This window comes from uncultured Amaricoccus sp. (genome assembly GCF_937891315.1).
GTDB lineage: Bacteria > Pseudomonadota > Alphaproteobacteria > Rhodobacterales > Rhodobacteraceae > Amaricoccus.
The window spans coordinates 28,596-46,365 of sequence record NZ_CALAGI010000140.1 but is presented as its reverse complement, the minus strand read 5'-3'; the positions used below and the strand labels follow the sequence as shown (position 1 = coordinate 46,365).

At 66.5% G+C, this 17,770-nt stretch carries 18 protein-coding genes; 11 read left to right on the top strand and 7 right to left on the bottom strand.

What is annotated here, in order from left to right:
- Nucleotides 1-3: 3 nt before the first annotated feature.
- The 5 genes from Q0480_RS13415 to mdh all read right to left on the bottom strand — a co-directional run bounded on the left by Q0480_RS13415 (nt 4) and on the right by mdh (nt 7,028).
- Nucleotides 4-2,964, bottom strand: a complete 2,961-nt coding sequence (locus Q0480_RS13415; RefSeq protein ID WP_299133660.1) for a 2-oxoglutarate dehydrogenase E1 component — start codon at nt 2,962-2,964, stop codon at nt 4-6.
- Nucleotides 2,965-3,067: 103 nt separating this feature from the next.
- Nucleotides 3,068-3,952: a succinate--CoA ligase subunit alpha gene (sucD, locus tag Q0480_RS13410; protein ID WP_299133659.1), complete on the bottom strand. Its 885-nt coding sequence runs from the start codon at nt 3,950-3,952 to the stop codon at nt 3,068-3,070.
- 1 nt (nt 3,953) lies between these two features.
- On the bottom strand, nt 3,954-4,427 hold the full coding sequence (locus Q0480_RS13405; RefSeq protein ID WP_299133657.1) for a hypothetical protein: 474 nt from the start codon (nt 4,425-4,427) through the stop codon (nt 3,954-3,956).
- A gap of 5 nt (nt 4,428-4,432) precedes the next feature.
- Nucleotides 4,433-5,626, bottom strand: coding sequence for an ADP-forming succinate--CoA ligase subunit beta (gene sucC, locus Q0480_RS13400; protein WP_299133655.1), 1,194 nt, complete (start codon nt 5,624-5,626; stop codon nt 4,433-4,435).
- Between the two features lie 439 nt (nt 5,627-6,065).
- Entirely contained in the window at nt 6,066-7,028 is a 963-nt protein-coding gene (mdh, locus tag Q0480_RS13395; RefSeq protein ID WP_299133654.1) for a malate dehydrogenase, read from the bottom strand.
- A gap of 117 nt (nt 7,029-7,145) precedes the next feature.
- On the opposite strand from mdh, the gene Q0480_RS13390 reads away from it, so the two are divergent.
- Complete coding sequence (locus Q0480_RS13390; protein WP_299133653.1) at nt 7,146-7,898, top strand: sulfite exporter TauE/SafE family protein; 753 nt, start codon at nt 7,146-7,148, stop codon at nt 7,896-7,898.
- 18 nt (nt 7,899-7,916) lie between these two features.
- On the opposite strand, the gene Q0480_RS13385 is transcribed toward Q0480_RS13390, so the two are convergent.
- The gene (locus Q0480_RS13385; RefSeq protein ID WP_299133651.1) at nt 7,917-8,237 is read right to left on the bottom strand and encodes a hypothetical protein; all 321 of its coding nucleotides are present in this window, start codon (nt 8,235-8,237) and stop codon (nt 7,917-7,919) included.
- A 302-nt stretch (nt 8,238-8,539) separates the two neighbouring features.
- Here Q0480_RS13385 and Q0480_RS13380 point away from each other — a divergent pair, with 302 nt between their 5' ends.
- The 10 genes from Q0480_RS13380 (at nt 8,540) to fmt (ending at nt 16,525) form a co-directional block, all read left to right on the top strand.
- Nucleotides 8,540-9,421, top strand: a complete 882-nt coding sequence (locus tag Q0480_RS13380) for a CoA ester lyase (RefSeq protein WP_299133649.1) — start codon at nt 8,540-8,542, stop codon at nt 9,419-9,421.
- 23 nt (nt 9,422-9,444) lie between these two features.
- A complete protein-coding gene (locus Q0480_RS13375) occupies nt 9,445-10,005 on the top strand; it encodes an NnrU family protein (RefSeq protein ID WP_299133647.1) in 561 nt (186 codons plus the stop codon).
- A 5-nt stretch (nt 10,006-10,010) separates the two neighbouring features.
- The gene (locus Q0480_RS13370) at nt 10,011-10,214 is read left to right on the top strand and encodes a DUF1737 domain-containing protein (RefSeq protein WP_299133645.1); all 204 of its coding nucleotides are present in this window, start codon (nt 10,011-10,013) and stop codon (nt 10,212-10,214) included.
- A complete protein-coding gene (locus Q0480_RS13365; RefSeq protein ID WP_299133643.1) occupies nt 10,214-11,248 on the top strand; it encodes a MaoC family dehydratase in 1,035 nt (344 codons plus the stop codon). The genes Q0480_RS13370 and Q0480_RS13365 overlap by 1 nt, the downstream gene beginning before the upstream one ends.
- Nucleotides 11,249-11,437: 189 nt before the next feature.
- Nucleotides 11,438-11,830, top strand: a complete 393-nt coding sequence (gene sdhC / locus Q0480_RS13360) for a succinate dehydrogenase, cytochrome b556 subunit (RefSeq protein WP_299133641.1) — start codon at nt 11,438-11,440, stop codon at nt 11,828-11,830.
- Nucleotides 11,831-11,841: 11 nt separating this feature from the next.
- The gene (gene sdhD / locus Q0480_RS13355; protein ID WP_299133639.1) at nt 11,842-12,222 is read left to right on the top strand and encodes a succinate dehydrogenase, hydrophobic membrane anchor protein; all 381 of its coding nucleotides are present in this window, start codon (nt 11,842-11,844) and stop codon (nt 12,220-12,222) included.
- Nucleotides 12,223-12,232: 10 nt separating this feature from the next.
- Nucleotides 12,233-14,041: a succinate dehydrogenase flavoprotein subunit gene (sdhA, locus tag Q0480_RS13350; RefSeq protein WP_299133637.1), complete on the top strand. Its 1,809-nt coding sequence runs from the start codon at nt 12,233-12,235 to the stop codon at nt 14,039-14,041.
- A gap of 12 nt (nt 14,042-14,053) precedes the next feature.
- On the top strand, nt 14,054-14,833 hold the full coding sequence (locus Q0480_RS13345; protein WP_299133636.1) for a succinate dehydrogenase iron-sulfur subunit: 780 nt from the start codon (nt 14,054-14,056) through the stop codon (nt 14,831-14,833).
- A gap of 235 nt (nt 14,834-15,068) precedes the next feature.
- Complete coding sequence (gene def, locus Q0480_RS13340) at nt 15,069-15,587, top strand: peptide deformylase (protein WP_299133635.1); 519 nt, start codon at nt 15,069-15,071, stop codon at nt 15,585-15,587.
- Between the two features lie 20 nt (nt 15,588-15,607).
- Entirely contained in the window at nt 15,608-16,525 is a 918-nt protein-coding gene (gene fmt / locus Q0480_RS13335) for a methionyl-tRNA formyltransferase (protein ID WP_299133634.1), read from the top strand.
- A gap of 6 nt (nt 16,526-16,531) precedes the next feature.
- Here the strand turns inward: fmt and Q0480_RS13330 are convergent, their stop codons facing one another.
- Entirely contained in the window at nt 16,532-17,770 is a 1,239-nt protein-coding gene (locus Q0480_RS13330) for a cyclopropane-fatty-acyl-phospholipid synthase family protein (RefSeq protein ID WP_299133633.1), read from the bottom strand.

Genomic DNA, 17,770 nt, shown 5'->3' with positions numbered 1-17,770 from the left:
TTTTTAGCGTTCCTTCCCGACGGTCAGCGCCTCATCGATCAGCGCTTCCTGCTGCTGCTTATGCTGGCGGGCGAGCCCGGTCGCTGGCGACGCGGCCGCCGGACGGCCGGCGTAGGTCGCCCGTCCATGCTTGGCGCCGATCCGTCCGAGTACCCATTCGAGGTTAGGCTCAACGAAGTTCCAGCCGCCCTGGTTCTTCGGTTCTTCCTGGCACCAGGTAATCTGGGCGTTCTTGAAGCGGCCGAGTTCCTTGGTGAGAGAGAGCGCCGGGAACGGATAGAACTGTTCGAGGCGCAGGATGTAGACATTGTCGATGCCGCGCGCGTCGCGCGCCTCCAGCAGGTCATAGTAGACCTTGCCCGAGCAGAGCACCACGCGCTTGATCTTCTCGTCCGGTACGAGCTTCGTCGGCGAGGAGCCGAGTTGGGCGTCGTCCCAGAGCACGCGGTGGAAACTCGATCCCTTGGCGAATTCGGCGAGCTTCGAGACCGCGCCCTTGTGGCGCAGCAGCGACTTCGGCGTCATCAGGATCAGCGGCTTGCGGAAGCTGCGGTGCAACTGGCGGCGCAGGATGTGGAAGTAGTTCGCGGGCGTCGTGCAATTCGCCACGATCCAGTTGTCGGCCGCGCACATCTGCAGGAACCGCTCCGGCCGTGCCGAGGAATGCTCCGGCCCCTGGCCCTCGTAACCGTGCGGCAGCAGCATGACGAGACCCGACATGCGCAACCATTTCGACTCGCCGGACGAGATGAACTGGTCGATCATGATCTGGGCGCCGTTGACGAAGTCGCCGAACTGGCCTTCCCAGAGCACGAGCGCGTTCGGCTCGGCGAGGCTGTAGCCGTATTCGTAGCCGAGCACGGCGTATTCCGAGAGCATCGAATCGACGACTTCGTAGGTCGCCTGCTGGCTGTCGATGTGGTTCAGCGGCAGGAAGCGCTCCTCGGTCACCTGATCGATGATCCCCGAATGCCGCTGGCTGAAGGTGCCGCGCGTCGAATCCTGACCGGCGAGCCGGACCGGATAGCCCTCGAGCAGCAGTGTGCCAAAGGCCAGCGCCTCGGCGGTCGCCCAGTCGATTCCCTCGCCGGTCTCGATCATCGCCCGTTTGCTATCGAGCATGCGCTGCACGGTGCGATGCGGCTTGAGGCTCGCAGGCAGGCGGGTCAATGCCTCGCCGACCTTGCGCAGGCGCGAAAGCTCGACCGCCGTCTTGCCGCGCTGGTAGCGCCCGTCGCGGTTGCCGAGGCCTGACCAGCGGCCATCGAGCCAGTCGGCCTTGTTCGGGCGATAGTCCTTGCCCACATCGAACTCGGCATTGAGATGCGCCTGAAAGGCGGTCTTCATGTCCTCGATCTCGCCCTCGGGGATCAGGCCGTCCGCCACCTGCCGCTCGGTATAGAGCTGGAGCGTGGTCTTGTGGCTCTTGATGGCATTGTACATCAAGGGCTGGGTGAACATCGGCTCGTCGCCTTCGTTGTGACCGAAGCGGCGATAGCAGAACATGTCGATGACCACGTCCTTGTGGAACCGCTGCCGGAACTCGGTCGCGAGCCTCGCGGCGTGCACCACCGCTTCGGGATCGTCACCGTTCACATGGAAGATCGGCGCCTCGACCATCAGCGCGATGTCGGTCGGATAGGGCGAGGACCGCGAATATTGCGGCGCCGTGGTGAAGCCGATCTGGTTGTTCACGACGAAATGGATCGTGCCGCCGGTCCGGTGCCCCTTGAGGCCCGAGAGACCGAAACATTCCGCCACCACGCCCTGCCCGGCGAAGGCCGCGTCGCCATGCAGCAGGATGGGCAGCACCTTGGTCCGCTCGACATCGTTGAGCTGGGCCTGCTTGGCGCGCACCTTGCCGAGCACCACCGGATCGACCGCCTCGAGATGGCTCGGATTCGCGGTCAGGCTGAGATGCACCTGATTGCCGTCGAACTCGCGATCGGACGATGCGCCGAGGTGATACTTCACGTCGCCGGAGCCCTCGACTTCCTCGGGCTTGTAGCTGCCGCCCTGGAACTCGTTGAAGATCGCCCGGTAGGGCTTCGACATCACGTTGGCGAGCACGCTGAGGCGACCGCGGTGTGGCATGCCGATGACGATGTCCTCGACCCCGAGCGCGCCGCCGCGCTTGATGATCTGCTCCATCGCCGGAATCAGCGCCTCGCCGCCGTCGAGGCCGAATCGCTTGGTGCCGGTGTATTTCACCTGCAGGAACTTCTCGAAGCCCTCGGCCTCGACGAGCTTGTTCAGGATCGCGCGGCGGCCCTGACGGGTGAAGCTGATCTCCTTGCCATAGCCCTCGATCCGCTCCTTGAGCCAGGCGGATTGCGCCGGGTCGGAGATGTGCATGTATTGCAGCGCGAAGGTGCCGCAGTAGGTGCGCTTCAGGATCTCGATGATCTGGCGCATGCTCCCCATACGCAGCCCGAGCACATTGTCGAGGAAGATCGGCCGGTCCATGTCGGCCGGGCCGAAACCGTAGGTCTCGGGCTTAAGCTCCGGGTGAGGTTCGGGCGCGACGAGGCGCAGCGGATCGAGATCGGCGATCAGATGGCCGCGGATACGATAGGCGCGGATGATCATCAGCGCGCGCAGGCTGTCGAGCACCGCCTGCTGAACCTGGGTCTCGCTGAGCTGAACGCCCTTCTCGGCCGCCTTCGCCTTGACCTTGTCGCCGACCGTGCGCGCGGGATCGGGCCCCCACTGGCCGTCGAGCGCCGAGGTCACCTCGTCGTTCGGGGCTGGCGGCCAGTCGGCGCGGGCCCAGCTCGGGCCCTGGGCGATGCGCACCACGTCGTTGGCGTGGTCGTCGAGGCCCTTGAAGAACTCCTGCCAGGCGGCGTCGACGGAGTTCGGATCCTCGGCATACCGGGCGTGGAGGGCCTCGACATAATGCGCGTTCTGGCCCTGCAGGAACGAAGAATTCTGAAAGACCGTATTCTGGGACTGTTCGGTCATGCTGCGACGGGCGCGCGCCCGCTCCTCTCCAAATGTGGTCCCGGATCGGGATCCACGCCCCGGTAGGCCCGCGAGCGCGTCGGCGCGCGGGCCAAACCCTTGTCTAGCGGCCGATGGCCTTCAGCACAGCCTGACCGAGGCCGGCCGGACTTTCGGAGACCACGATCCCGGCGGACCTCATCGCCTCGATCTTGTCCTCGGCACCGCCCTTGCCGCCGGCGACGATCGCGCCCGCGTGACCCATCCGGCGTCCCTTCGGCGCGGTGCGGCCAGCGATGAAGCCGGCGACCGGCTTGGAGCGGCCCTTCTTCGCCTCGTCCTTGAGGAACTGCGCCGCTTCTTCCTCGGCCGCGCCGCCGATCTCGCCGATCATGATGATCGACTCGGTCTCCGGGTCCGCGAGGAACCATTCCAGCACGTCGATATGCTCGGTGCCCTTGATCGGGTCGCCGCCGATGCCGACGCAGGTCGACTGGCCGAGGCCGACGTCCGAGGTCTGCTTCACGGCCTCGTAGGTCAGCGTGCCCGACCGCGACACAACCCCGACCGAGCCGCGCTTGTGGATATGGCCGGGCATGATGCCGATCTTGCAGGCGTCGGGCGTGATGACGCCGGGGCAGTTCGGTCCGACCAGGATCGACTTCGATCCGAGCAGGGCGCGCTTGACCTTCATCATGTCGAGCACCGGAATGCCCTCGGTGATGGCGACGATCAGTTCGAGCTCGGCGTCGATCGCCTCGAGGATCGCGTCGGCCGCGAAGGGCGGCGGGACATAGATCGCGGTCGCGGTGGCGCCGGTCCGGTCCTTGGCCTCCGCCACCGTGTTGAAGACGGGCAGCCCGATATGGCTCTCGCCGCCTTTGCCGGGCGTCACGCCGCCGACCATCTTGGTGCCGTAGGCGATCGCCTGTTCCGAATGGAAAGTGCCCTGCGAGCCGGTGAAGCCCTGGCAGATGACCTTGGTGTTTTCGTTGACCAGAACGGCCATGTCAGTTGTCCCTCCGAACGCTGAGCGAAACGCCCGCGCCGGGCCCGTCGCCCGAATCGCCGCCGCCCAGCACATACATCACCAGGGAGGCGCCGGTCCCGGCCACCACCCAGCTTTTCGATCCGCCATAGCCCGGCGCGGTCTTCCACTTGCCGGCGAAGCCGCGATCTAGTTCGCTTTCCAGCAGTGCCTCGGCGCGGGCCACGGAGACGTCCGCGGACTTCGCCGTGCAGCCGGGCGACGAGTAGGCGTTGCCCGGAGAGACGAAGACCTCGGCGCCCGGGCGCCGCAGCTCGTACTCGCCGGGATCAGCGCCTCGCCGCGCACTCCAGCCCTTGGCCTCGAGTGCGTCCCGCACCGTGGCAAAGCGCGGAAGTCCCGCGAAACAGGCCGTGAGGCCGTCCCGCATCCCGGCCTCATCCGCCAGCGCGGCGGGAGTCGCCAGCGCCACGGCGAGTCCGACGGCGGCGCGCATCGCCGTCAACCCTTCACAGCTTTGACGATCTTCTCGGCAGCGTCGGAGAGGTTGTCCGCCGCGATGACCGCGAGACCGCTCTCGTTCAGGATCTTCTTGCCGAGCTCGACGTTGGTGCCTTCGAGGCGCACGACGAGTGGCACCTTGAGCCCGACCGCCTTCACTGCGACGATCACGCCTTCGGCGATGATGTCGCAGCGCATGATGCCGCCGAAGATATTGACGAGGATGCCCTTCACGTTCGGATCGGCGGTGATGATCTTGAACGCCTCCGTCACCTTCTCCGTGGTCGCGCCGCCGCCGACGTCGAGGAAGTTGGCGGGCTCCGAGCCGTAGAGCTTGATGATGTCCATCGTCGCCATGGCGAGGCCGGCGCCGTTGACCATGCAGCCGATCTCGCCGTCGAGCGCGATGTAGTTGAGGTCGAACTTCGACGCGGCGAGTTCCTTCGGATCCTCCTCGGTCTCGTCGCGGAGGGCGAGGATGTCCTTGTGGCGATAGAGGGCGTTCGAATCGAAGCCCATCTTGGCGTCGAGGCACTTCAGATCGCCGTCCTTGGTGACGATCAGCGGGTTGATCTCGACCATCTCCGCGTCCTTCTCGACGAACAGCTTGAACAGCCGGTTCACGAGATCGACGCACTGCTTCACCTGCTTGCCCTCGAGCCCGAGCGCGAAGGCGACGCGGCGCCCGTGGAAGCCCGAGATGCCCGAGGCGGGGTCGATCGAGAAGGAGAGGATCTTCTCCGGCGTCTTGGCCGCCACCTCCTCGATATCCATGCCGCCCTCGGTCGAGACCACGAAGGCGATCCGGCTGGTGCCGCGATCGACGAGCAGCGCGAGATAGAGCTCACGTGCGATGTCGGCGCCATCTTCGATATAGACGCGGTTCACGACCTTGCCGGCCGGGCCGGACTGATGGGTGACGAGCGTCCGACCGAGCATCTTCTGTGCTTCGTCGGCGGCGTCGGAAACCGATTTGGTGACCCGAACGCCACCCTTGTCGCCGGCGCTCGCTTCCTTGAACTTGCCCTTGCCGCGGCCGCCCGCGTGGATCTGGGCCTTGACTACCCAGATCGGGCCGTCGATCTCGCCGGCCGCCGTCTTGGCCTCGTCGGCCTTCAGCACGACACGCCCGTCCGAGACCGGGGCGCCATACTCCTTGAGCAACTGCTTGGCCTGATATTCGTGAATGTTCATCCGCCGCCATCCTTAGGCCCCGCGGGGCGCTATCCGGCGCTCGCTCGCCGTTCGGCTTGCCGCGCGCCCGGTTTTCCTATGACTAGTTTTTCATCGTTGCAAACGAATTGACGTGCATTCGGGGATGCGCGGAGAAAAAGCCGGTGTCTGTGATCACACGAAATGTGACTGTGATCACATAAGGCGAAAATTGCGGCGCGCCGACCACGAATCAGTCCGCGCACCGCTTCGCCCCGCACGTGATCACAAGCGTTCCGAAGGGGTTGTTCCCGACGAAACGCCATATCCACACGAACTTCATCGCCAAGCGCGACGCGGCCCAGGCGGTGATTCAGGCAGAAAAGACCATGCCGGTCATCGGTCCGAATCATCCCTGGCCCGCGTTGAGGAACAAAAGGAGACCTTCGCGGCGGCGACATCGTCGCCAACCGCGGGTGCCTCAGCCGAGGGTCGGGTCGATGCCCTTGCAGGCGGTGACGAGGCCCTTCACGGCGTCGACGGACTTGTCGAACATCGCCTTCTCGGCCTTGTCGAGCTTGATCTCGACCACCTTCTCGATGCCACCGGCGCCGATCACGGTCGGCACGCCGACATACATGTCCTTCAGCCCGTACTGGCCGTCGAGATGCGCGGCGCAGGGCAGGACCCGCTTCTGGTCCTTCAGATAGGCCTCGGCCATCTCGATCGCGGAAGCGGCCGGGGCGTAGAAGGCGGAGCCGGTCTTCAGGAGGCCGACGATCTCGGCGCCGCCGTCGCGCGTACGCTGAACGATCGAGTCGAGCTTCTCCTGCGTGGTCCAGCCCATTTCCACCAGATCGGGCAGCGGGATGCCGGCGACGGTGGAATAGCGGGTCAGCGGCACCATCGTGTCGCCATGGCCGCCGAGCACGAAGGCGGTCACGTCCTTGACCGAGACGGCGAATTCGCTGGCGAGGAAGTGACGGAAGCGCGCGCTGTCGAGCACGCCGGCCATGCCGCAGACCTTGGCATGCGGCAGGCCCGAGAATTCGCGCAGGGCCCAGACCATCGCGTCGAGCGGGTTGGTGATACAGATGACGAAGGCGTCGGGCGCGTTGGCGGCGATGCCCTCGCCGACCGATTTCATCACCTTGAGATTGATACCGAGCAGGTCGTCGCGGCTCATGCCCGGCTTGCGGGCGACACCGGCCGTCACGATGCAGACATCGGCGCCGGCGATCTCGGCATAGCTGTTGGCGCCCTTGAGGTCGGCGTCGAAGCCATCGACGGGCGCGCTTTCGGCGATATCGAGGGCCTTGCCCTGCGGGGTGCCCTCGGCGATGTCGAAGAGAATGACGTCGCCCAGTTCCTTGAGCGCGGCGAGATGCGCCAGCGTACCCCCGATCTGTCCGGCTCCGATCAGCGCGATCTTCGGTCTTGCCATTTGCCGCTCTCTCCCCTTCTGGTGCGAAATTTGGGATTTGGCTAGCCGCTCGCGTCCGACTTGGCAAGCTGCAAACGCCGGCCGGTCCGATCCGGACGGCTGCGCGAAGGGGTGATCTTGGAGCATGGTCCGACGTTCTACGCCGTGGCGGTCGTCGCGGTGCTGATCTCCGCGGTGTCGAAGGGCGGGTTCGGATCAGGCGCCGGCTTCGTCTCCGCGCCGCTGCTCGCGCTCGTCATGCCGCCGGCGCAGGCCGTCGGCCTGCTGCTGCCGCTTCTCATGCTGATGGATGTGACGAGTCTGAAGTCCTACTGGCGCAAGTGGGACTGGCCGCACGCGCGGCTTCTGATGATCGGCGGGGTTCCCGGCACGCTGCTCGGCTGGTGGCTGTTCCGTTCGATCAGCGCGGACGGGGTGCGGCTGATGGTCGGGGCGATGGCGCTCGGCTTTGTCCTGTTCCAGATCGCCCGACAGCGCCGCTGGCTCCGCCCGCCCCCCGGGGATCGCGGTACGCCGGCGGGTCTGTTCTGGGGAACGATCACCGGTTTCACCAGCTTTGTCTCGCACGCGGGCGGGCCGCCGGCGACGATGTACCTGCTGGGAGCCGGGCTCGACAAGACGACCTATCAGGCGACGACGGTCATCGTCTTCTGGTTCATCAATGCGATCAAGCTGCCGTTCTATCTGGCGCTCGGCATGTTCACGGCCGAATCGGCGCTGGTCAATTTCATCCTCGGGCCGATCGCCGTGGCGGGGGTGTTCATCGGCGTCTGGGCGCACGATCTCGTCGAGGAGAAGCTGTTCTTCCGGCTGACCTACGCGCTGCTCGCGGTCGCGGGCGGCAAGCTCATCTATGACGCACTGACCTGAACCGGTGGCGCCGGCGGATCAGATGTCCTTGCCGGGGATCATGGCCGGGGAGGCGCCGTCCTCCCACATGCGACCGGCGGCGAGCAGGCAGCTGACGCCGTCGGGCATGGTCATCAGGATTGTCCAGGTGCCGGTCGATTCCGAGGCGAAGACCTCGACGAGGCCCTCGTTCTGGTTCAGGCCCATGCTGCGCAGCGTCTCGCCGAACCGTTCCTCCAGGCGCTGCACGACGAGATCGCGCTTGGCGCAGGCCGGGCGACCCTGGGCCTCGGCGATCGGGGTGGCGTGGAGCAGGGCGATGCTGACCGCCAGCCGCGCGAAAAAGGAAAGCTTGGACATCTTCGACTTCCTGGTTCGGGCGGGCACGGGGTCGCGGGACCTGTTCCCGCGGCGTGGCGGCGATTGGCTCGCGGGAGGACCGAAACGCCTGGCCGGGGCCGACCGTTTCGGTCCGTTGGTTAACCTCGCGCTCATTGGCGAAGAATGTCTTAACGGCGCGCGCGCCAGGACTTGCGCGCACGCAACGCCGGCCGCGCGCGCAACGCCGGCGCCGCCGATCGACGCCGGGCCGGTCGGTTTGCCCTTGTGTTTTGCCGACCCCTTTGTAAAGGGTGCTGCGACGCAACAAGGGTTTGTATGCGATGGAGCACAACGTCCAACCCTATCGCTCGGTGCTCTACATGCCGGGCTCGCGGCCGAGGGCGCTGGAAAAGGCCCGGACGCTGGCCGCCGACGCGCTGATCCTCGATCTCGAAGACGCCGTGGCGCCGGCCGAAAAGCCGCGCGCCCGCGACCTTGTCGGCGAGGCGGTCGAGGCTGGCGGCTACGGGGCCCGGCGGCTGATCGTGCGGATCAACGCGCTCGACACCGAATGGGGGCTTGAGGATCTGGAGCGGACCTGCGCGGCCGGACCCGATGCGATCCTGCTGCCGAAGGTCGAGAAGCCGGCGCATATCCTGCGCCTCGCCGATCTGATGGAAGCGAACGGCGCGCCGGTACGCACCCGGATCTGGGCGATGATGGAGACCCCGCGGGCGATGCTGAACGCGCCCTCGGTCGCGGGGGCGCATCCCCGGCTCGAGGGGTTCGTGATGGGGACGAACGACCTGGTCAAGGATCTCGGCGCGGCCCATACGCCGGACCGGACGCCGCTGCTGGCGAGCCTCGGGCTCTGCCTGCTCGCCGCCCGCGCCGAGGGGCTGATCTGCGTCGATGGTGTCTACAACGCCTTCCAGGACCAGGACGGACTGCGCGCCGCCTGCGTTCAGGGGCGCGACATGGGCTTCGACGGCAAGACGCTGATCCATCCCGACCAGCTCGCCGTCACCAACGAAGTCTTCGCGCCTTCGCCGGACGAGATCGTGCTGGCCGAGGCTCAGGTCGAGGCGTTCGAAAGCGCGACCGCCCGCGGCGAAGGCGTCGCGGTGCTGAACGGCCGAATCATCGAGAACCTGCATGTCGCCTCGGCCCGGCGGCTGCTCGCGCGGGCGGCGGCGATCGCGGCGATGGCGAGCGGAAGCTAGTTTCGCAACAAGGGGGGGCGACGATGACCCTGCTGATAGTTGGCCTCGTCGTCTGGAGCCTCGCTCATGCCTTCAAGCGCGCGGTGCCGGGCGAGCGCGCGGCGCTGACCGAGCGGCTCGGCGCCGGGCCGTCGCGCGGGATCATGGCGCTGCTGATCGCCGCCGGCCTCGTCCTCATGATCATCGGCTATCGCGCGGCGCCATACATCGCGGTGTACACGCCGCCCGGCTGGACCGTGCATCTCAACAACCTGTTGATGCTGATCGCCGTTTTGCTGTTCGGCGCCTCCCATTCTAGGAGCCGAATCAAGGGCTGGCTGCGCAACCCGATGCTGACCGCCGTGGTGATCTGGGCGGTCGCGCATCTGCTGGTGAACGGCGATCTCGCCTCGCTGGTGCTGTTCGGCGGTCTTGGCACCTGGGCGGTGGTCACCATGGCGATGATCGACGGCGCGGGCGACTGGACGCCGCCCGTGCCCGGACCGGTGGCCGCCGAGGCGCGGCTCGGGCTGATCACCATTGTCACTTTCGGCGCCATCGTGATGATCCATACTTGGCTTGGCTATCCGCCGTTTCTGGTCTGACGCCGATGCTCGCCTATCGCTACCTCACGGATGTCGATACCTCGGCCTTCTGTCACAAGGTCACCCGCGCGCTCTCCCAGGGGTGGGAACTCTATGGCGATCCCTCCTATGCCTACGACGCCGCGGCGGGGGCGATGCGTTGCGGCCAGGCGGTGGTGAAGCGGGTCGAGCGTGACTACGATCCCGAGATGAAGCTGGGAGAGCTTTGATGTCCAAGACGAGTTCCGGCAACTTCTTCGAGGACTACCGCGTTGGTCAGACCATCGCCCACGCGGTGCCGCGGACGGTGACGGAAGGCGATCGCGCGCTCTATACCGCGCTCTTTCCGACGCGCTTCGCCTTCTATTCCTCGGATGAATTCGCCCGCGCCAGCGGCCTGGCGCGAAGCCCGATCGAGGATCTCGCGGCGTTTCACATCGTCTTCGGCAAGACGGTGCCCGACATCAGCCTGAACGCCGTCGCGAATCTCGGCTATGCCGAGGCGCGATTCCTGGCGCCGGTCTATCCCGGCGACACGCTGAATTCGGTGAGCGAGGTGATCGGACTTCGCGAGAATTCCAACGGTGCGAGCGGCGTGGTCTGGGTGCGCTCGACGGGGTTCAACCAGCACGGCGCGCCGGTGCTGAGCTATGTGCGCTGGGTGATGGTTCGCAAGCGCGATCGGGCGGCGGTGGCGCCCGAGCCGGTGGTCCCGAATCTCGCGCCCGCGCTGACGGCGGCGGATCTCGCCATTCCGGCCGGCCTCGACTTCTCGTCCTACGATTTCGCCCTGGCCGGCGAGCCGCACCGCTGGGGTGACTACCAGGTCGGCGAGCGGATCGATCATGTGGACCGGGTCACGATCGAGGAAGCCGAGCACATGATTGCCACCCGGCTGTGGCAGAACACCGCGAAGGTGCATTTCGACGCCACCTTGCGCGAGGATGGCCGGCGGCTGATCTATGGCGGCCATGTCATCAGTCTGGCGCGGGCGCTGTCCTTCAACGGCCTCGCCAATGCGCAGATCGTGGCCGGAATCAACGCCGGCGCCCATGCCAACCCCTGCTTCGCCGGCGAGACGGTCGGCGCCTGGTCCGAAGTGCTGGAAAAGGCCGAGACGGCGGCGCCCGGCGTCGGCGCGCTGAGGCTTCGGCTGGTGGCGGTCACGGGTGGAACCCAAGACTACGCGCTGCGCGGAGCCGACGGGAAATACCTGCCGGGCGTCCTGCTCGATCTCGATTACTGGGCACTGGTTCCGCGTTAAGGGTGACGGTTGGGATCGAAAAATTCCAACGTGTGATCACAAATTCCAGCCGCTTGCATTCACCCGGAAAGTTGTGCCAATAGACGATACAGGGGCCGGGACTGGCCCGGACTCAGGCCGCGATGGTTCTCGATCAGGGGCGTCGAACGTCCCGCTTCGAACCTGCGACGGCGTTAGGGAGGGCACGATTTGGCTGACGTAAACCGTGGCAACAGGCCCCTTTCGCCTTTCATGATCGGTGAGGTCTATCGGCCGCAGATTACCTCGGTGCTGTCGATCCTGCATCGCATCACCGGTGTCGGGATGACGCTCGCGGCGGTCCTGATCGTCTGGTGGTTCCTCGCCGCGGCGACTTCCGCCGAATATTTCGCCACCGTCGACGGGATCATCACCTCCTGGATCGGTGGCCTGATCCTGATCGGCTCGCTTGTCGCCTTCTGGTTCCATTTCTGCAACGGTGTGCGGCACCTGTTCTGGGACGCGGGCTACGGCTTCGATCTCGACATGGTGGACAAATCCGGCAAGACGGTGATCGTGGCGACCGCGGTCCTGTCTGTGATCACACTGTTGCTCGCCTTCTGAGGAGCCAGCCCATGAGCTACCGTACCGACAAGCAGCGCGTGAACGGCCTCGGTTCGGCCAAGGAGGGCAGCGATCACTGGTGGGGCCAGCGCCTGACCTCGATCGCGCTTCTGCCTTTGACGCTGCTGTTCCTGTTTCCGTTCGCGCGCAACCTCGGCGCCGACTATGCGACGGTGCGGGCGACCTATTCCAACCCGTTCAACGCCATCGTCGCGCTCCTGCTGATCATCGTGGTCTTCATTCATCTGCGGCAGGGGCTGCAGGTGGTGATCGAGGATTACGTGCACGGCAAGGCGACCCGCACGGCCCTTCTGCTCGCCAATACGCTGCTTTGCGCGGCCTTCGGTCTGGCCGGCGTCTTCGCCGTCGCCAAGATCGCGTTCACAGCCTGAAAGGACGCCCATGTCTGGCTATACCTTCATTGACCACACCTATGACGTCGTCGTGGTCGGGGCGGGGGGCTCGGGCCTGCGAGCGACTCTCGGCATGGCGGAGCAGGGGCTGAAGACCGCCTGCGTCACCAAGGTCTTCCCGACCCGCAGCCATACCGTCGCCGCGCAGGGTGGCATCGCGGCCAGCCTCTCCAACATGGGCCCCGACCACTGGCAGTGGCACATGTACGACACGGTGAAGGGCTCGGACTGGCTCGGCGACACCGACGCGATGGAATATCTCACCCGCGAGGCGCCGAAGGCGGTCTACGAGCTCGAACATTATGGCGTGCCGTTTTCACGCACCGAGGACGGTCGGATCTACCAGCGCCCGTTCGGTGGCCACACGACCGAGTTCGGCGAGGGCCCGCCGGTGCAGCGTACCTGCGCCGCCGCCGACCGGACCGGCCATGCGATCCTGCACACGCTCTACGGCCAGAGCCTGAAGCATAACGCCCAGTTCTACATCGAATATTTCGCCATCGACCTGATCATGGCCGAGGACGGCGCCTGTCAGGGCGTGCTCGCCTGGAAGCTCGACGACGGGACCCTGCACCGGTTCAACGCCAAGATGACGGTGCTCGCCACCGGCGGCTACGGCCGGGCGTATTTCTCGGCGACGAGCGCGCATACCTGCACCGGCGACGGCGGCGGCATGGTCGCCCGCCAGGGCCTGCCATTGCAGGACATGGAGTTCGTCCAGTTCCATCCGACCGGCATCTACGGCTCGGGCTGCCTGATCACCGAGGGCGCGCGGGGCGAGGGCGGCTACCTGACCAATTCCGAGGGCGAGCGCTTCATGGAGCGCTATGCCCCGACCTACAAGGATCTCGCCAGCCGCGACGTCGTGTCGCGCTGCATGACCATCGAGATCCGCGAGGGCCGCGGCGTCGGTCCGAACAAGGACCATATCTATCTGAACCTCAACCACCTGCCGCCCGAGGCGCTGGCCGAGCGCCTGCCGGGCATCAGCGAGAGCGCCAAGATCTTCGCCGGCGTCGATCTGACCAAGGCGCCGATCCCGGTTCTGCCGACCGTGCACTACAATATGGGCGGCATTCCGACCAACTACTGGGGCGAAGTGCTGCACCCGACGGCGGAGGATCCCGATCGGGTGCTGCCCGGGCTGATGGCGGTTGGCGAGGCGGGCTGCGCCTCCGTGCATGGTGCGAATCGGCTGGGCTCGAACAGCCTGATCGACCTCGTGGTCTTCGGCCGGGCGGCGGCGATCCGGGCGGCGAAGGTCGTCGATCCCGAGACGGCGAATCCGCCGTTGAACCCGGCGTCGGTCGAGAAGGCGGTGGCGCGGTTCGACGGCCTGCGCAACGCGGCCGGTCAGATCGCGACCGCCGAACTCCGGTTGAACATGCAGCGGACCATGCAAGCGGACGCGGCGGTGTTCCGCACCGACAAGACGCTGGCGGAGGGCGTCGAGAAGATGGCCGCCGTCGCCCAGCAGATGCGGGACATCAAGGTCAGCGACCGTTCGCTGATCTGGAACTCGGATCTGATGGAAACGCTGGAACTGACCAACCTGATGCCGAACGCGCTGGCCACCATCGTCGCGGCGGAGGCGCGCAAGGAAAGCCGGGGCGCCCACGCCCACGAGGATTGGCCGAACCGCGACGACGTGAACTGGCGCAAGCACAGCCTGTCGGTGGTGGGCGACGACAACAGCGTGACGCTGAGCTATCGCCCCGTACATCTCGAACCGCTGAGCACCTATGAAGAGGGCGGGATCGACCTGAAGAAGATCGCGCCGAAAGCCCGGGTATACTGAGGGAGCCGAGAGATGGTCGAGTTCACGCTGCCGAAGAACAGCCGGGTTGTCACCGGCAAGGTCTGGCCGAAGCCGGAGGGCGCGACCAACGTCCGGGCCTTCAGGATCTATCGCTACAACCCGGACGAGGCGGCGAACCCGCGGATCGACACCTATCATGTCGATATGGACAAGTGCGGCCCGATGGTCCTCGACGCGCTGATCAAGATCAAGAACGAGATCGACCCGACGCTGACCTTCCGCCGATCGTGCCGCGAGGGGATCTGCGGTTCCTGCGCGATGAATATCGACGGGATCAACCGGCTCGCCTGTATCTGGGGCATGGACGAGATCAAGGGCGACGTGAAGATCTATCCGCTGCCGCACATGCCGGTGGTGAAGGATCTGGTCGCCGACCTGACGCATTTCTACGCCCAGCACGCCAGCATCATGCCTTGGCTCGAGACCAAGACCAACCAGCCGGCGGTGGAGTGGAAACAGTCGATCGACGATCGGCGCAAGCTCGACGGACTGTATGAATGCGTGATGTGCGCCTGTTGCTCGACCTCCTGCCCGAGCTACTGGTGGAATGGCGACCGGTATCTCGGGCCGGCGGCGCTGCTCCATGCCTATCGATGGATCATCGACAGCCGCGATGAGGCGACCGGCGAGCGGCTCGACGAGCTCGAGGATCCGTTCAAGCTCTATCGCTGCCACACGATCATGAATTGCGCGAAGACTTGTCCGAAGGGCCTCAATCCCGCGAAGGCGATCGCCTCGATCAAGCAACTGATGATCGAACGCCGCGTCTGAGCGCGAGCCGATCTGCGATCAGAACGCGCCGGACCCGAGATACCGCCGAATTTCCTGTCCGGCGGACAACGGGTCCGGTTGCGCCGTTCGGGGCGTTCCGATCCGCCGCCTGACGCGCGGTAACTGGACTGTCCTCGGCGGCAAGGCGACAGCAAGTGTCGCCTCAGGTGTGATCACCCCGCCGCCGAGTGGCGGCGCGCTTGTCAAACCCCGGATCATCGCCTATTTCGCGGCCATGACCGTGCGGCAAATCCTGATCCATCCCGACCCCCGCCTGCGCAAGCTGGCGACCCCGGTGCGCGCGGTCGACGAGGGCCTGCGGACTCTGACCAAGGACATGCTGGCCACCATGTACGACGCGCCCGGCATCGGGCTCGCCGCGCCCCAGATCGGCGTGATGAAGCAGGTCTTCGTCATGGATTGCGCCGGCAAGGACGATTCGCCCGACCCGATGGTGTTCCTCAATCCCGAGATCACCTGGACCTCGGAGGAGATGGAGGTGAGCGAGGAGGGTTGCCTCTCGATCCCCGACATCTACGAGGACGTGACGCGCCACGCGCGGGTGCGGCTGCGCTGGATGGATCTCGACGGCCATGTACAGGAAGCGGAGTTCTCCGACAGGCCGGCGGTTTGCGTCCAGCACGAGCTCGACCATCTGAAGGGGCGCCTGTTCATCGACCATCTCAGCATGGTGAAGCGGACCATGATCACCTCGCGCATGAAGAAGCTGAAGAAGGAGCGGGCGCGGGCCTGACGGCGCGCGCCGCCTGATCCATGCGGCTGATCTTCATGGGAACGCCGGATTTCTCGGTGCCGGCGCTCGAGGCGCTGGTCGCGGCCGGGCACGAGATCGTCTGTGTCTACAGTCAGCCGCCGCGACCGGCTGGACGCGGCCAGCGCCCGCGGCCGAGCCCGGTCCAGGCGCGCGCCGAGGCGCTCGGCCTGCAGACCCGACAACCCGTCAATTTTCGCGACCCGGCGGAGCGCGCGGCCTTCGCCGCGTTCGGGGCGGAGGCGGCGGTGGTGGTCGCCTATGGGCTGATCCTGCCGGCCGCCGTGCTCGGGGCGACGGCGCGGGGCTGCTTCAACATCCATGCCTCGCTGCTGCCCCGCTGGCGCGGCGCGGCGCCGATCCAGCGCGCGATTCTCGCCGGGGACGCCGAGACCGGGGTCTGCGTGATGGGGATGGAGGTCGGCCTCGACACTGGGCCGGTCTGGCTGCGCGAAACGACGCCGATCGGCGCCGGGGATACCGCCGCGACGCTGCACGACCGGCTGTCGCGGATCGGTGCCGGGCTGATCGTCGCGGCGCTGTCGCGGCTGGATGAACTCGCCCCCGCGCCGCAGCCGGCGGAGGGCGTCACCTACGCCGGCAAGATCGACAAGTCCGAGGCGCGGGTGGACTGGACACTTCCGGCGGCCGGGGTGGATCGTCTCATCCGCGGCCTGTCGCCCTTTCCCGGCGCCTGGTGCGGGATCGGCGCGGAGCGGTTGAAGCTCCTGATGAGCGCGACCGCCGAGGGCGCCGGCGTACCCGGCGAGGTGCTGGACGCGGGAGGCGAGGGGCTCACGATCGCCTGCGGCGAAGGCGCCGTCCGCCTCACGCGCCTGCAGCGCGCCGGCAAGGCGCCGATGTCCGCCGACGAACTCCTCCGCGGCTTTCCGGTGCCGGAGGGGACGCGACTCTCCTGACCCGGGTCAGGAGATCCCGCGCTCGCGCTCGATCTCCCGGTAGCGGGCCTGGGTCTCCACGATGTAGTCGCGGACGATGGGCGCGGCGGTGTTGCGCTTGGTCAGCTGCATGTGGAACACCTCCTGCGAGCCGGTGCGGAACATCATCTCGCAGGAGATGAGGTAGAATTCCCACATCCGGCAGAAGCGCTCGTCATACATCGCGGCGACGGCGGCGCGATTGGCCTCGAACCGGTCCGTCCATTGGCGCAGCGTCATCGCATAGTGGATGCGCAGGAATTCGAGGTCGGTCACCCAGAGGCCGTTCGCCTCGACCGCCGGAAAGACTTCGGACAGGGCCGGGGAATAGGCGCCCGGGAAGATGTACTTGCGCAGCCAGGGGCTCGCGGTGCCGGGCGGGCTCATCTTGCCGATCGAATGCAGCAGCATCACCCCGTCCGGCGCGAGGAGCCGGTTCACCCTGGCGAAGAACTCGGGGTAGTGGCCGACGCCGACATGCTCGAACATGCCGACCGAGACCACGCGGTCGAAGCTCTCGTCGATCGTGCGATAGTCGCGGAGCTCGAAGCGGACGCGTTCCGCCACGCCCGCCTCCGCCGCCCGGGCGGTGGCGAGCGCGTGCTGCTCGGTGGACAGGGTGACGCCGGTCACGTCCACCTCGGCGACCTGTGCGAGATAGATCGCGAGCCCGCCCCAGCCGCTGCCGATGTCGAGCACGCGCTGACCGGGAGACAAGGCGAGCTTCGCCGCGATCAGCCGGCATTTCGCGATCTGGGCGGCCTCCAGCGTGTCGGTCTCGTCGCGGAAATAGGCGCAGGAATAGAACAGGCCCTTGTCGAGGAATAGGCGGTAGAAGTCGTTGCCGAGATCGTAGTGATGGGCGACGTTTTCGCGCGCGCGACCGAGCGAGTTCGCCTGCTGGAAGCGCTTCAGGCCGCGCGAGATCCGGCGCAGCAGGCGCTGGGTCGGCTGGCCGGCCAGTGTCTGGCGATTGAGCGAGAAGAGGGTGAGGAAGTCGCGGAGGCTCGATCCGGGGAAGGTCATCCGCGCGTCCATGTACGCCTCGCCGGCATGGAGTTCGGGGTTGAAGAAGAGCTTGCGATAGAGCGAGGCGTCGCTGATCCGCATCGTCACCGCCGGACCGGGTCGTGATCCGCCAAAGACATGGGTTTCACCGTCGGCGTCGATCACCGTCAGGGTGCCGACCTTGACGAAGGCTTCCAGCATGCGGGAGAGCGGGAACAT

Excerpts from the sequence above, each read along its gene's own strand:
- Q0480_RS13415 (WP_299133660.1), bottom strand. The coding sequence starts at position 2,964 with ATGACCGAACAGTCCCAGAATACGGTCTTTCAGAATTCTTCGTTCCTG.
- sucD (WP_299133659.1), bottom strand. The coding sequence starts at position 3,952 with ATGGCCGTTCTGGTCAACGAAAACACCAAGGTCATCTGCCAGGGCTTC.
- Q0480_RS13405 (WP_299133657.1), bottom strand. The coding sequence starts at position 4,427 with ATGCGCGCCGCCGTCGGACTCGCCGTGGCGCTGGCGACTCCCGCCGCG.
- sucC (WP_299133655.1), bottom strand. The coding sequence starts at position 5,626 with ATGAACATTCACGAATATCAGGCCAAGCAGTTGCTCAAGGAGTATGGC.
- mdh (WP_299133654.1), bottom strand. The coding sequence starts at position 7,028 with ATGGCAAGACCGAAGATCGCGCTGATCGGAGCCGGACAGATCGGGGGT.
- Q0480_RS13385 (WP_299133651.1), bottom strand. The coding sequence starts at position 8,237 with ATGTCCAAGCTTTCCTTTTTCGCGCGGCTGGCGGTCAGCATCGCCCTG.
- Q0480_RS13380 (WP_299133649.1), top strand. The coding sequence starts at position 8,540 with ATGGAGCACAACGTCCAACCCTATCGCTCGGTGCTCTACATGCCGGGC.
- Q0480_RS13375 (WP_299133647.1), top strand. The coding sequence starts at position 9,445 with ATGACCCTGCTGATAGTTGGCCTCGTCGTCTGGAGCCTCGCTCATGCC.
- Q0480_RS13370 (WP_299133645.1), top strand. The coding sequence starts at position 10,011 with ATGCTCGCCTATCGCTACCTCACGGATGTCGATACCTCGGCCTTCTGT.
- Q0480_RS13365 (WP_299133643.1), top strand. The coding sequence starts at position 10,214 with ATGTCCAAGACGAGTTCCGGCAACTTCTTCGAGGACTACCGCGTTGGT.
- sdhD (WP_299133639.1), top strand. The coding sequence starts at position 11,842 with ATGAGCTACCGTACCGACAAGCAGCGCGTGAACGGCCTCGGTTCGGCC.
- sdhA (WP_299133637.1), top strand. The coding sequence starts at position 12,233 with ATGTCTGGCTATACCTTCATTGACCACACCTATGACGTCGTCGTGGTC.
- Q0480_RS13345 (WP_299133636.1), top strand. The coding sequence starts at position 14,054 with ATGGTCGAGTTCACGCTGCCGAAGAACAGCCGGGTTGTCACCGGCAAG.
- def (WP_299133635.1), top strand. The coding sequence starts at position 15,069 with ATGACCGTGCGGCAAATCCTGATCCATCCCGACCCCCGCCTGCGCAAG.
- fmt (WP_299133634.1), top strand. The coding sequence starts at position 15,608 with ATGCGGCTGATCTTCATGGGAACGCCGGATTTCTCGGTGCCGGCGCTC.
- Q0480_RS13330 (WP_299133633.1), bottom strand. The coding sequence starts at position 17,770 with ATGTTCCCGCTCTCCCGCATGCTGGAAGCCTTCGTCAAGGTCGGCACC.